This is a genomic window from Mesomycoplasma ovipneumoniae (assembly GCF_030012565.1).
Lineage (GTDB): Bacteria > Bacillota_I > Bacilli_A > Mycoplasmatales > Metamycoplasmataceae > Mesomycoplasma > Mesomycoplasma ovipneumoniae_D.
In genome coordinates this window covers 947,063-962,103 of record NZ_CP124621.1, presented here as the reverse complement: position 1 = coordinate 962,103, position 15,041 = coordinate 947,063, and the positions used below count along the sequence as shown (strand labels likewise).

The window sequence follows — 15,041 nt, the reverse complement described above, 5'->3', positions numbered from 1 at the left end:
TATTACTCCTTTTCTAAAAGTAAAACAATTTTTTCAAATAGTGCTTTTAGAACTTCGATAGATATTGAATTACCAGCTAAAAATATTATAGATTTTGGTGGAACTAAATTTGTTTTATAAATTTTATGAGCATCACGTTCTGTAAAACCCATATATTTAAAGGACTCATAAAAATTTATTTCTCTTATGTAGTTTTCTTTAATCAAAAATTTAAGTCTAGAGTTAGCCCCTGATGCTGTAAGTGTTGGCCCGAAAAAGTCAGGATAATAAATATAGTTTTCAGAATTAAATTTAGTAAAATTAATAATTTGACTTTTCTTAATACTTGAGTTTGTTATTCTAGGGCTTGTTAGTTGATATTTAAAAATTTTGCTAGCTAGATTTTCTTCATTTGGTCGATGAGTAAAATCTAAAATCTTCTTTAAATTATTGTTATGTTTTATTTTGTTTGGTCATTCAAATTTTTTATTAGTCAACCAAGAAACCATGAAAACTCTTTGTCTATTTTGAGATGACCCAAAATCAGTAGAGTTTAAAATTTTTCACTTACTTTTGTAGCCTAAAGTTTTTAAAAAATTAATTCAATTATTAAATTCAGCACGAAATTTTTGACTAGCTAAATTTTTTACATTTTCCATCAACAAAACTTTAGGTAAATTATCTAAATTATTTTCTAAAATTCTTTTAATTTGCCAAAGTAGTCCGCTTCTTGTTGAAGGATTAAGGCCTTTTTGTAATCCTTGTGTCGATAAGTCTTGGCAAGGGAAAGAATAAGTAAAAATATCTATATTTTTAGGTATTTGATTAACTTGATTAATATCTGAATATCAAGAATAATAATTATTTTTATTATTCTTGGAGAGAGAGAGAGAGAGAGAGAGAGAGGACGGGCGGGGTTATTGAGCATTTTTAAAAAATAAGGATAAATTTTACGCAATTTATCTTCCTTCATTTTTTGAAAATAATTTTTAGACACTAATTTTTTGCTATCTATTGAAACCCTTAATGAAGAAAGTTGATCAATAATTACTTCTATTGGTGTTTTTGTATCTGCTGGTAAGACTTTATAATTAATAATTTGATAAGAAATAATAGCGTGAATATATCACTCAATAATTCCTAATGATTCAACTTCGAAATTTAGAGTTTTTCCTACCAATTTGAGCGCACGCAATTGTGATCCTAGACCAGCAAAAGCTTCAAAAATAGTTATTTTTTTCATAAATAATCTTTCTTCAAAAATTACTTTATATTATAACGCGTAATAAAAACTTAAAGTAAATTCAAAGACTATAGAAATCGTAAATTTTACAAAAAGTGTATAAATTTATAGCAAATTTTTAAAAAAACCAGGTCAAAATAAACCAGGACAAAAAAAGTTAACAGCAAGGTGTTGGCTTTTTTGTCAGAGTTTAAAGGTTATTATGGGGCTTATAATTTACCAAAATATGACCTAATTTATGGATCAAAACACTAACAAAAATCATATTTTCAAGCAATGCAAGAACTTTATAAAGGTAAAGGAATTAAAACTTATCTTTTCCCAAACGGCTTTGATGAGTTATAAAAAGTTGATGTTTTTGGTGACTGAAACAGTTAAAAATAATATAAAAATCATTTATTCACAGCTTTAATTGTTAAAAATTTATGCTATAATTTACTTAGGATAATTTTTCCAAACACCCTAAAATTTATAGGGTGCCTAGAATGAAAAACAATAGAAAAATCTAGACAAGGTTTTTTCTATTGTTTTAATCTATAAAAAAAACTTAAATTGATATTATTTATAATTAGACTTAATAACCAAGGGAATTATGGCTAGAAAAATAAAAGAAAAACAAAAAACTGAAAATATTGCAGAAAAACTTACAGAAGAGCAACAAAATGTTGTTAATTTAGCATTAAAAGGAGAAAATATCCTAGTTGATGCTTGTATTGGAAGTGGAAAAACATCAGTGATTCAGGTTCTCTGCGACAAATTTCCTATTGATAAAAAAATTTTGTACTTAACTTACAATAAACTATTAAAAGTTGAAGCTAAAAGCAAGATTAAAAACAAAAATGTTCTAGTACAAAATTATCACGGATTTGCATACCGATTTTTGTGAGAAAAAGGCATTAATTCTTCCGCTGCAGATTCAATTAAAATATTTTTAAGAAATAATATTTCTGCTGGCACTTATGATGTTCTGTTAATTGATGAATACCAAGATATTACTGAAGAAATATCTCAGTTATTGGAAAAAATAAAGAAAAAAAATCCTAATATACAAATTGTTGCTGTTGGAGATATTAATCAGAAAATTTACGATAAAACAAAATTAAATGTCACTGATTTTATTGATAAATTTCTAGGATCATATAAAAAAATTAGCTTAACATTTTCCTTTAGAATGCCAAAAGAACATGCTAATATGTTGGGTCGAATTTGAGATAAAACAATTAACGGAGTAAACGAAAATTGTCAAATCCAATATATGGAAATGGAAGAAATTCAAGAATTTTTGGCTACACAAAAACCTGCTGATATCTTATGTTTGGGTTACCGTTCAGGCAAAATGACAGAACTATTGAATTATCTTGAAGAAAATCATAGTGATATTTTTAATAAAAAAACCGTTTATGCTTCTATAAGAGAAAAAGATGCAAATTTGTCGCCCAAAAAAAATTCAGCTATTTTTACAACATATGACAGCTCAAAAGGATTGGAAAAACCTATTTGTGTTGTTTTTGATTTTGACTTACTATATTGAAAAATCCGCTTACAACAAATTACAACAAATTATGAAACTTTAAAAAACATATTTTGTGTAGCGGCAAGTAGAGGAAAAGAAAAAATTATCTTTTTTAAGCCAGAATTTCCAAACCTACTATTAAATGAGGCAATTATCAAACAATCTAAATATTTAGAGAAATGATCCGAAGATTCATTTGCAATGTCTACAATGTTTGATCACAAGTATGAGGAAGATATTGAGTATATGTTGCAAATGCTTGATATAAAAAAAATTAATACTGAAGATAAAAGCGAAATAAAAGTAAAAACAAAAGATGCATTAATTGATCTTACACCATGTGTTGGTATTTTTCTTGAAGCATCTTATTTTAACGATTGACAAATAGATAAAGAAATTAGGCATTTTATTGAAGTCAAATATGACCATTCAGAAAAACAACAAAAACAACAGTTTAAAGAGTATGAAAATTACATCAAAGTAAGAAATTCAATAAAAGATTTAACACTCTATCTTGTTTATTTGCAAACAGATCAAGAAAGATATATTAAACAAACGCAGCCCGATTTTGTCGATGATAATGCTGTTGATCAAATGCATAAAAGATTATCAAAAGTGCTTAAAAAAGACGAGATAATTCAACAAAAATGCTGGTTGGAATTTAGTGATGATGATCTTACAATAAGGGCTGAGGGAATTGCTGATGTTATCAAGGATGATATAGTTTATGAACTTAAATTTGTTAGCGATTTAACAACTGCTCATTTTTTACAGACTGCTTCATATACGCTAGCCTTAAAAAAGGAAAAAGGCATATTGTGGAATATTCGAAATAACGAAACGCATGAAATTAGAATCAAAAATCGTGAAGAATTTAGCGAAAAACTTGCACAAACAATTTCAAAAGGAGTTTATAAACCTAAAAGTCAAAGAGAATTTGAGGAATCGGATGGAAGTAATTAAAAAACAAAAAAATACTAACGTGAATAAAAATATTGCTGTAATTGATGTAGAAACAAACTATGAAAATGAAGTTTTTTCCGTTGGAGTTGTAATTGCTGATAGTGCTGATTTTCAATGATTTGATAAAGAATATTGAATAATAGAAAACAATTTAAAAGTAGGTGGAATGTATGCCCGTAATATTTGAGCTCCTCTTCCCCTTGAATTTAGAGAAGAAATTAATGTTGTTAAAACACGCCAAGAAATGATAACTCAACTAATTCATTTTTTGAAATCTTATGAAGTAAAAAATTGGTTTTCATATACAAAATTTGATTTTAGACATTTGCCTGAATTGCACAAATCATTCGAGCATAACGATATTTCTATATTCGCTAAAAGCAAGCAATTCAACAAACATATCCCATTAGACGCAGAAAAAACTAAAAAAGTCGATTTCAAGCAATTTAACAAACATATCCCATTAAACGTAGAACTAACTAAAAACGGTGATTTAAAAAGAGGATGAAATGCAGAAAATATATACAGAATGTTAACCAAAGATCAAAGTTATGTTGAAACACATAATGCCTTACTTGATGCAATGGACGAATTACGAATTATGGAATTATTAGACTTAGATATTGAAACATTTCTAAATCCAGATATAAATAAAGAAAAAACAACTAGTCCAAAAAGAATTAATTTGACAAAAGCAAGTTTGAACAAAAAAAATACTCTTAAAAGTGCAAAAACTGCAAAAAGTGCAAAAAGTGCAAAAAGTACAAAAAGTAAAAAAACTACAAAAAGTGGAGCAACTGCAAAAACTAGCAAAAGTACAAAAACTACAAAAACTGCAAAAACTAGCAAAAGCATAAAAACTAGAAAAAATAAGAATTTAACTTTAAATTAATAGGGTGGATTTACCGGTATTTTTGTGTATTTATATTCACTAAAAAGTGAATTTTTGCTTCAAACTGGGAAACTCAAGATATAAATAAAACACTTTTGCAAAAATTTTTGTTGTAAAAGTGTTTTTATATTTATTTATCATAAATCTAAGTTTTTCTATTAAAATTATAATTTTGTATTTTAATTTTAGTTTTTCTGCTAAATGCCATTTAAAATTGTTATAATTTATATTGTAGATAATTTATTCCCCATTCATAGTTCAGTTTTTAGTGAAAATATAGATATTTATTCTCAACCGGTTTATTCTTTTGCTTCTTTGCACCTTAAGAAAAAAATACATTATTTAGTCATTAAAATTTAATTTTACAAAGAAAAGAGGGAGAAATTTGGCAAGACATTAAATTAAACTCTGGAAATTCAAAAAAATCAAATGTAGAATTAATAAGATATACAGCTGAAAAAACAGGAATTTATCGGTTAGTTGTTAAAAAAAATAAATCCTCTTTGTTTGAAAATTCGATAGATGATGATTTGGCGGTTTCACATGTCATTCAATAAGAAAAAATATTTATTTTTAGCACCTTTAATTGTTTTACCGTGGATTTTTCCAGCTATAATTCTTGCACTTCAAAATAAAAATAACAATTTTGAAGCAAAAATTTCACCCCCTAAAAAAAATAATTTATTCACTATAAACATAAACGATAGTGAAAATTTAAAATCTAAAATTTCTCCCAATAATAATTTGTTCACTATAAGCTTAAAGGATATTGAAGCTTTAAAATCTAACATTTTTTCCTATAGTGATTTAGTACGTATGGATAAAAAAAAGACTATTTGGCTTAAAAATAGTAACTGAATGCCGATTTTTTTGAACGACCATGAAAGAATTCAAGAAATAATCAAAAAATATCTATATTTTGAAAGTGACAATTTTAAAACTTACAACGACAAAGAATTCGATAAATTGTCTGCCTTTTTCTCCAAAGAGTATGACAAAGCTACTACTGAAGGTGATAACTTCCAAAAATTAATAGCAAATTGACGTTTTGTTGATTACGAAAAAATATTTACTAAAAAATTTTTTATTATCGATGGTCTTAATCAGTATAAGGAATTTTTCAAAGAATCCGATCTCAAAGAACCCTTTTTAAAATACGAAAACGATAATGAATTTTTTGCTAAAAATTTATTTTTTACATACATTGCCGGGAAAAGATTAGCTAACCCATTACTTATAAATCAAAACTATTTGCCCACTAATTTGTTCCCCATTAAATTTTTGACTTATAAAAATCATAATTTTATTATTTCACTACCAGAAAAACTTTTTAATTATAAAGATGTAAGTAAAAATAGGAGGGGAATTCCAGAATCAGATGATTGATTTGAGGTTTATTTTAAATTTTATCCAAAAGACAAATTTCAAAAAACAAACGAATTATCAGCTATAAAATTAAATAAAATTCAGGATTTATATTTGTATAACTCGCTAGATAAAACATCGCCAGAATTTGAGACTTTTTTAGATGTAATGAACAAAAAAGAGAAAATTTTAGCCCATAATAATTTGAAGATAACCACATTATACGGGTCCAAAAATGAACAATATTCAAAAAATGAACCCAAAACAGAAATTTTTTCAAATTTTGGCGATGTAAAACAATTTATTTATAATAAAAATTTATCTAAAAACCTTGAATGAGAAGAAGCATTTCACCTCTCCAATTTATTTATTCCTGGCAAAAATATTCATGAACCTGAAAAATTTAATAAATTCATTCTCAAGTCTCAAAATGTAGATGAAATTTTTCTTGATGAAGTTTTTTATTCAGAAGTTGACAAAAACTCAGGCAAAATTACGCTGTATTCTTTAAACTACAAATCAATTTTTCCAAAAATCTTAAAAAACATTGAAAAATTAAATTATAAAAATTTACTAATGTTTGAAAAAATTGATTTTGGCGATATAAATATTAAAAATGTTGAGTTAAAAACAGTAAATTCACTCGAAGAATTTAATAATATATATAAAAAAACACAAGGCTAGCATGGATTTAAAAAAATATAAAAAAATTTTTCTATTAGGATTTATATTAACTAACTTAGGTGCTGCTGCCGCGGTTTCTGTTGCTTTGGTTCTTAATAATAATAATAATAATAATAATAATAATAATAATAATAATAATAATAATTTTTTTAGTATCTCAGGCACTAAAAAAATAACTGACCTTAATAAACTTTTATGACTAAACAACCCATATTGACATAACATTTTGAAAAAACAACCCCAAAAATTGGATTTATTAATTCAAAAATACCCCCTATTTGAAGACTATTTATTTGATGATTCAGATGACAATATCGCTTTAATACAATTGTCAAGGTTCTTTTCTTCTGAGACCTTCAAAAACGAAGACACAATGGAATTTAATGTTATTTGGGATCAACGACAACTAAAAGACAAGAAAATTGCCGACAATTTCGTTGTCTTAGATAATAAAAATGATTTCTTATCTTTTATTTCTAAGTTAAAAATTGAAAAACTAAGTAAAAGAATTTTGTCAACACCTGATTTTTTTGAGAAAAAATCAGTTATTATTTTTATACGTCCTGATGATATTGTTGATGACTCATGGTTTAATTCAAAATCAAAAATAGTATCATTAAATCCTAATCATATTTTCCAAAATAACCAAAATGATGGAAAAACAGGCATTATTTCTTTTGATTCAAAATTTAAAAATTTTTTTCACTCAAGAATAGAGTACAGATACACCGGTCCACAAAGAGCAAGGACACCAAAAGTAATAACAGGAATAAAGAAACCAAGAGTAATTGTTCCTAGACGCACTCTGCGTCCAAATACCACAATTACAGATTTTGATATTTTTTACAAAATTATAGATAAGTCAAACAAACATGTTTTTGACCGTAGTTTAGATATTCATATTAGTAATATTGAAGATCTTGTACTTTACAATAAAATTATTCGCCATAAAGAATCAAGTGAGTTTAAAAAATTTCTTTTAAAAAAGCAAGAAATTTTTAAGAGAAACCCTTTTCAACTCACTCGTTTATATGCTATGCAGGAGTTAAATCCACCAAGTCCAAATACTGAAGAAGACCAAATTTTTTCTACATTAGAACAGACAAAAAAATTCATTAGTGATCATACGCAATTAAAAAACTGGCATTGGGGCGAGGCTTTTCACCCTTCAAATTTGTTCATTAGTAAGGATAATAATTCTGAAGAATTTAATAAATTCATACTTAAAAAACAGGATCCAAAAATTATTTTTGACGATCAGATTTTATATTGAAAGATAGACAAAGATATAATTAAAATTTATACCTTTAATTATAAAGATTTGTTTCCTAATTTTGCCGTTGAACCAGATAAATTTATAATAAAAGATCTCCAAAAATTTGAAAAAATAGATATTGGAAATACTGATATTAAAAAGATAGAGTACATAAAAATCAAGACATTAGAGGAATTTAACTCATTCCATAATCAAATAACAGCAGCTTAATTTGAGTTTTGGCAAAATCATTAAAAAAACTGTCAATTTTTATCATATTATGGCGATTTTTTATTGAGTGAGATTCTGTGAACTGCCAGGACAAGAATAAAATTTGGATATTTTCATTAAATTAAACAGATATCTTGTTGGTCAAATCGGTAGTTGTAATTATAAATTTCTGGAATAAATTGGGGCTATCAAGGCGAAGCATAAAACAGCAAAATATCTCAACTAAGCAATACCAAAAGTTAAATCTAATGAAGCAAAGTTGCAAATATTAGACCTTTTTTGACCAAAATCTCCAAGTTAAAAAGATGAAGATTTAAAAAAATTATCTAAAATTTTAAGAAAAGGTAGATGTAAACTTTATGCTATCAAGATTATCAATTTTATTTTTATCAATTAGAAGAACATAACTTTTAAACCAATCATAGTAACCAATTGCTTGAGCAAATGCTGATTTTTTGCGGTAGTCTTCGAATTTCCACTTTAATTCTATTGTTTTTGTATTTTCATTAAAATTAAAATCAACAAGATTTAGCCCTTTTGCTCTTCGATCACCTCAAGAACCAAAAAGTTGACTAACATAATTATTCAAAATGATTACATCTTTGTTTGATAAATCAATTGTTTTACCTAGTTCATCAATCTCTTTTTCATCAAGATATCCCATAAGAGGTCTATGAGTTGTTGAGAATAATTTTTGCTTATTAGGTTTATTGGGTATAATTAGGTTAACAAGATCTTGCTTATTTTTAATTAAATGAGTGTTATGTAATTGATTATTTTTTTCACTTTCCTGTTTTTCCTTTTTAAATGAAAGTTGATTTTTATTATGATGATTTTCATAAACAAACACATACTCATCTCTAAAATCGTGGAAACTCAATGATTCTTTAGAGCCTGTTTTTGTTTTTAATTCTTCATCAGTTAATTTATGGATGTTATCTATAAAAAAACGAGGATATTCACCTTCAAATGTTAAGACATTATTTTTATCATTTCAAAATTGAAATGTACTTATTTTTGACAACTGTTGTTGACTTTGAACATCATAAACATAAGCCAAATACCCACCGACAGCAACTAAAATTGAGCTTTGAATTCAAAGCCAGGTTCCAAGGGAGAAAAAAGTTCAAAAATTTCTTTTACTATTTTTTGACATAAGCTATACCACCTCAGGAAATTGTTTTTATTTTGCGGATTACACAATTAATTATAGCATTACTTATAAAATAAAGGGAAATTTACTAAAAAAATGTACTTTTATATCAAAAAATTTAAAAAGTTAGATTTTTTAAATTTTTATCTTATGTTTTATTTGGACCATCAAACATTTGTGGCTCAAAATTTACAATGTTTTTAAAGTCTAAATTACAGAAGGCCAGCAACTTAAAATTTAAAAATAAATTTGTAGATTTTAAACAGGAATAGGCTATAATTTATTATATTATGACAATTAGTAAAACAAGAAAACCTGTGGACAATTTGAAAAATTTAGTTTATTTGTCACTAGCAACACGTCTTATTAAATTTATATTTGGCGTTACTTTATTTTTCTTATTTGTCATCCCTGCCTTTAGCAAATTAATTACAAATCGCGAATCAGTTGTTGTTGATTCTGGTGTTTTAGCAACTATGTTTATTTGAATTTTTGTTACTTTTGTAAACCGAGTTTTAACGATTGTTTATATCGTAAAAGTAAGTTTTCCTAACAAAATTTTTGTGAATATAGAGCAAAATTCAGCAAAATCACAAAAACTTACAGTAATTAGAATTACAGCGATTATTGGCTTTTTCGTACCATTTTTCGATGTATTTTCAATGGTAATGTTTTTGGTTCTTGCCCACAACGACAAAAAGGAATCACTAGACAATGCCACTCCAAAAATAGCATAAGTCAAATTAAAAGTTTTAAAAAATTAGAAATTACACTTCGTTAAGAAATCAATACCAAACATTAAAACGTTTTTATGGCGGCTTTAGTGTTTGGTATTAGTTTGAAATAGTGACTGTTTTAAAGTCAAAAAACACATTGTTAATTTTTTTTACTAATTTATTTTGAATTTTTTTTCTTTCTGGTATAATTTTGAAGGCAATACATAGAGATAATAACTGTCAGAATGACTTAATTTGTTGTTTGAATGTATTTTCAAAGTATTGCTCCTAAAACAGAAAGGAGTCTAGATTTGAACGCTTTTCGCCAAAAAAAGGCAGAAATAATTACTGAAATTAGAGATTTGCTCGAGAAATCTTCTTCTTTAGCAATTGCTGAATATCGCGGACTTTCAGTCGCTGAATTAGAAAGTTTACGTCAGGAACTAAAGAAATCAGGTGTTTTTACTAGAATTTATAAAAATCGACTTTTCAAAATTGCAGCAGATGAACTCGGTTTTTCTAATCTAAAATCAGAATTAGTGGGTCCAAATTTATTTGCTTTTGGTCTACAAGATCCAATTGCACCCGCTAAAATTATTACAAAAGTCGCAAAAGATCAACCTTTATTAATATTAAAAGGTGGGATTTACGAAAAAAGTGTTGTTACACCGCAAGAAAATACCGCTATTGCTTCACTTCCAAATTACACTGAAGCAATTACAATGCTTGCTTCTTCTCTTCAAGCCCCACTGAAACAATTGGCTTTTGGACTTAAATTATTAATAGATGAACAAAAAATAACTGCATAAAAAAGGAAAAAAATGGCTAAAATTACTAAAGAACAATTCATTGAGTCATTGAAAGAAATGACAATTAAAGAAGTAATGGAATTTGTTGACGCTCTTAAAGAAGAATTTGGGGTAGATCCTTCTGCTGTTGCTGTTGCAGCTGCTCCAGAAGCTGCCGCTGAAGTAAAATCTGAAGTTAAATTAACTCTAAAAGCAGCCGGACAACAAAAAGTTGCTGTTATAAAAGTTATTAAAGATATGCTTGGATTAAGTTTGATGGATGCTAAAAAACTTGTTGATGCAGCACCTTCTGTCATAAAAGAAGCAATAAAACCTGAAGAAGCTGAGGAATACAAAGCTAAATTAGTAGAAGCCGGAGCTGAAGTTTCTATTGATTAATATTTCAAAAAATTAATTTTAAAAAGCAAAAATGGTGTTCTAAACGCCTTTTTTGTTATTTTTACTTTACTAAAATAAAATATTTTTTTAATATTTTATTAATTTTTTTGAAATTTTGTATAAAAACGCTTTGATTTTTTTGCTTTTTAAATATAATATATAACCTAAACAAAAAAGGGGAAAAAGGGGTGAGTCATGAACCAATTATTTAAATTAAAATCTTATGGCATAGGAACCCAGCGCCGTTTTTACGGAAAGACAAATAATACACTAGAAACGCCAGATTTCTTAGATTCCTTGCGTGAATCTTTTGACTGGTTCTTAAGCACTGGAATTGCACAAGCATTTGATAAAATTTTTCCAATTGTTTCTTCAAACGGTAAATTGGAAATTAAATTTCGTCCTGATTCAATTAGAGTTGAAAAACCTGAAAATGAATATTTAGCAATTCGTGAAGCTAAAATCAAAGGTAAAACTTATGCTGCTAGAGTTTATGTTACTTTAGTTAAAATTCAAGTTGAAGATGGGGAAATGGAAGAACAAGAAATTCTACTCTCTGAGTTTCCATTTATGACCCAAGGCGGAACTTTTATTATAAATGGCTTTGAAAAAGTTATTGTTTCACAATTAATTCGTTCTCCAGGTGTTTGTTTCCGTGAAAATGTTCGAAATCGTCAAGCTGATGACCTTTTTAATAAGGTCGAAATTATCCCGCAACTTGGTTCATGAATGGAAATTTTCCACAAAGTTACTGGAAACCAAGTTGACACAGTTAAGTTTCGTGTTGATAAACATAAAAACATCCCTTTAATGGCGTTTTTAAAAAGTCTTGGTTTTACAAACGAAACAATTCGTAAGTATTTTGGAAATTCACCAGAATTACAAGAGTCAATTCGCCGTCACAAAATTGACTCAATTGATGAAAATCTTGAGTCAATTTATCGCATAATTCGTAAAGATGACCGTGTTACTGAAGATGGTCTAAAAAACCTAATTCCGTCAATTATTTTCAATGAAAGACGTTATAATCTTTCAGCAACAGGTCGTTACATGTTAAATTCAAAGTTGAATTTAATTGACCGAATCTCCCAGACTTATCTTGCTGAAGATTTAGTAAATAAAGAAGGCGAAATTTTATACCAAAAAGGACTATACATTAGTCGCTCAATTGCTATTGAAATTCAGGAAAAATTCAATAACTCTGAGTTTGAACTCTCCACAATTGAAGGTGTGGATTCAACTATTTATGCTCGTCAATTACAAATTAGCCGTAATGAACGTCTTGGTGAAAGAATTTATGTTGCTATTGTAAAAGTTTGACCAAACAAAAAAGCGATGATTCAAGAAACTGAACCTGTAAGCGTAATTGCAACAGACCCAAGTTTGACCGAAACTACTTTGGTTTTATCAGATATAATCGCGATTGTTTCATATTACTTTAATTTACTGCACAATTTAGGGAAAAATGACGATCCTGATTCATTAATTAATAAAAGAATCGTTAGTGTTGGTGAACTTTTACAAAATCAGTTTTTAATTGCCCTTACTAAAATTGAAAAAAACAGTAAGGAGAGAATTTCTTCAAAATCTGATTTATCACAGCTAACTGTAAAATCAATTATCAATAACAAACCAATTTATAATCAGTTTAAAAATTTCTTTAACTCCTCAAAATTATCACAATTTATGGATCAAATTAATCCTTTAGGAGAAACTGCCAATAAAAGACGGGTAACTTCACTTGGTCCAGGTGGTTTAAATCGTGATACTGCTCAGTTTGAGGTTCGGGATGTTCATGCAACTCATTATGGTCGTATTTGTCCTGTTGAGACTCCTGAAGGGCAAAATATCGGTCTAATTCTTAACTTTTCAGTTTTTTCACGCACAAATAAATACGGTTTTATAATGACTCCTTATTATAAAGTCACAAATCGTGTTGTTGATTTTAGTAAAGTTCACTGACTAACTGCCGCCGAAGAATTTGGACTTAGTTTTGCTCAGTCTTCAATCGAAATTGATGAAAACAACAAAATTATTGCTGACAAATTAACCGTTCGTAAAAATCAGACATATCTTGTTCTTGATGCAAATCAAGTCGATTATATCGACGTTTCTTCAATGCAAATGACATCAATTTCGGCTTCAGCAATTCCTTTCTTGGAAAATAATGATGCTAACCGTGCACTTATGGGTTCAAACATGCAACGTCAAGCCGTTCCACTAATTAAACCAGAAGCCCCACTAGTTGCAACAGGAATTGAAGCAGATATTGCCCGTTTTTCAGCAACAAATATTCGCGCCCTTGAAGATGGAAAAGTCATTTTTGTTGATGCAAAAAAAATCGTTGTTAACTCCGAAAATTCAACAAAAACCTATTTTTTACGGGCTTTTGAAAAATCAAACCAAGAAACACTAATTTTACAAAAACCAACTGTAAAAGTCGGTGACTTTGTTAAAAAAGGTCAACTAATTTGTGATGGTCCGTCCACCGAAAATGGTGAACTTGCCCTTGGTAAAAATGTCCTTGTCGCTTTTAGTACTTGATATGGCTACAACTACGAAGATGCCATCATTATTAGTGAAAAGCTCGTAAAAGACGACGTTTTTACCTCAATTCACATTCAAGAACAGACAATAAAATTCCGTTCATCTAAGGCAGGAAATGACATTCTAACCGCTGAAGTGCCAAATGCTTCAGCCAGATCACGTGCTCATCTTGATGCAAATGGGATTGTAATTGTTGGTTCAGAGGTTGATACTGGTGACATTTTAGTCGGAAGAACTTCGCCAAAAGGGGAAGACAACCCAACAGCCGAAGAAAAATTAATGGCCGCAATTTGAGGTAAAAAAGCCTTGGCACAAAAAGATACCTCACTCCGGGTAAAAAATGGTGAAGGTGGAACTGTAATTGATGTCCAAATTCTCTCTCGAGATCAAGGTGATAATCTCGAAGAAGGTGTTGGAATGCTGGTCAAAATTTTGATCGCCCAAAAAAGAAAAATCAAAGTGGGCGACAAAATGGCTGGACGCCACGGAAATAAAGGTGTTGTTTCTGTTGTTCTTCCAGTTGAAGACATGCCATTTTTAGAAGACGGAACACCTATTGACATTGTTTTAAATCCCCAAGGTGTGCCATCACGTATGAATATCGGTCAAGTTTTAGAACTTCATCTTGGTATGGCAGCAAAAAAACTTGATACAAAATTTGTTACCCCTGTTTTTGATGGTATCAAAATTGACACCATTCAAGATTTATTCAAAGAAGCTAATATTCCGCAGTCAGGAAAATTTAAATTAATTGACGGAATTACAGGTCAACCTTTTGAAAATCCAGTTTCAGTTGGCTACATGTACATGCTTAAATTGCAACACATGGTCGACGATAAAATGCATGCAAGATCAATTGGTCCTTATTCTTTAACAACCCAACAGCCCTTAGGTGGAAAATCACAAAACGGTGGACAAAGATTCGGGGAAATGGAAACTTGAGCGCTCGAGTCTTTTGGGGCTGCCTCTGTTTTATCAGAACTCTTAACCTATAAATCTGATAATATTCAAGGTCGAAATTTACTTTATAATAATATAATTTCCGGTGGACAAATTCCGCGGCCAGGAACACCTGAGTCATTCAATGTTTTGGCCTACGAACTTCGTGGACTTTTAATTAAATTAGAAGTTCACAAAAAACATCTATTTGATGAACCAGAAGTTGAGACAACAAATAATCTTGAATTTGCCGAAATTCCATCTGAAATTATTGACGAATATAACGATGAATTTCCCGGTGAAGGACGTCGTCAAATTGACTATAATGACGATCAGTATGACTTTGATGAAGAAAACATCGATTTTGACTAATT

11 protein-coding genes are annotated in these 15,041 nt (G+C 28.6%); 8 read left to right on the top strand and 3 right to left on the bottom strand.

Going from position 1 to position 15,041, the window contains the following annotated elements; all coding sequences use genetic code 4:
• Positions 1-2: 2 nt before the first annotated feature.
• Positions 3-782, bottom strand: a complete 780-nt coding sequence (gene dcm, locus QJQ40_RS03435) for a DNA (cytosine-5-)-methyltransferase (protein WP_282861643.1) — start codon at positions 780-782, stop codon at positions 3-5.
• Positions 783-784: 2 nt separating this feature from the next.
• Positions 785-1,222 carry a DNA (cytosine-5-)-methyltransferase N-terminal subunit gene (gene dcm_N, locus QJQ40_RS03430; protein WP_282861226.1) on the bottom strand — a complete coding sequence of 146 codons (438 nt, stop codon included), beginning with the start codon at positions 1,220-1,222 and terminating at the stop codon, positions 785-787.
• 592 nt (positions 1,223-1,814) lie between these two features.
• Between dcm_N and QJQ40_RS03425 the strand changes: the two genes are divergently transcribed.
• The 4 genes from QJQ40_RS03425 to QJQ40_RS03410 all read left to right on the top strand — a co-directional run bounded on the left by QJQ40_RS03425 (position 1,815) and on the right by QJQ40_RS03410 (position 8,125).
• On the top strand, positions 1,815-3,698 hold the full coding sequence (locus tag QJQ40_RS03425; protein WP_282861225.1) for an AAA family ATPase: 1,884 nt from the start codon (positions 1,815-1,817) through the stop codon (positions 3,696-3,698).
• Positions 3,685-4,590, top strand: coding sequence for a hypothetical protein (locus QJQ40_RS03420; RefSeq protein ID WP_282861224.1), 906 nt, complete (start codon positions 3,685-3,687; stop codon positions 4,588-4,590). The genes QJQ40_RS03425 and QJQ40_RS03420 overlap by 14 nt, the downstream gene beginning before the upstream one ends.
• Positions 4,591-5,133: 543 nt before the next feature.
• A complete protein-coding gene (locus QJQ40_RS03415; RefSeq protein ID WP_282861223.1) occupies positions 5,134-6,639 on the top strand; it encodes a hypothetical protein in 1,506 nt (501 codons plus the stop codon).
• 1 nt (position 6,640) lies between these two features.
• Entirely contained in the window at positions 6,641-8,125 is a 1,485-nt protein-coding gene (locus QJQ40_RS03410; RefSeq protein ID WP_282861222.1) for a hypothetical protein, read from the top strand.
• Between the two features lie 334 nt (positions 8,126-8,459).
• Here QJQ40_RS03410 and QJQ40_RS03405 read toward each other — a convergent pair whose 3' ends face one another.
• Entirely contained in the window at positions 8,460-9,281 is an 822-nt protein-coding gene (locus QJQ40_RS03405) for a hypothetical protein (RefSeq protein WP_282861221.1), read from the bottom strand.
• Positions 9,282-9,568: 287 nt separating this feature from the next.
• Between QJQ40_RS03405 and QJQ40_RS03400 the strand changes: the two genes are divergently transcribed.
• The 4 genes from QJQ40_RS03400 (at position 9,569) to QJQ40_RS03385 (ending at position 15,039) form a co-directional block, all read left to right on the top strand.
• The gene (locus QJQ40_RS03400; RefSeq protein ID WP_282861220.1) at positions 9,569-10,015 is read left to right on the top strand and encodes a hypothetical protein; all 447 of its coding nucleotides are present in this window, start codon (positions 9,569-9,571) and stop codon (positions 10,013-10,015) included.
• 290 nt (positions 10,016-10,305) lie between these two features.
• The gene (gene rplJ, locus QJQ40_RS03395) at positions 10,306-10,803 is read left to right on the top strand and encodes a 50S ribosomal protein L10 (RefSeq protein WP_258825327.1); all 498 of its coding nucleotides are present in this window, start codon (positions 10,306-10,308) and stop codon (positions 10,801-10,803) included.
• 12 nt (positions 10,804-10,815) lie between these two features.
• Entirely contained in the window at positions 10,816-11,181 is a 366-nt protein-coding gene (gene rplL / locus QJQ40_RS03390; protein WP_010320971.1) for a 50S ribosomal protein L7/L12, read from the top strand.
• A gap of 195 nt (positions 11,182-11,376) precedes the next feature.
• On the top strand, positions 11,377-15,039 hold the full coding sequence (locus QJQ40_RS03385; protein WP_282861219.1) for a DNA-directed RNA polymerase subunit beta: 3,663 nt from the start codon (positions 11,377-11,379) through the stop codon (positions 15,037-15,039).
• Positions 15,040-15,041: the final 2 nt, after the last annotated feature.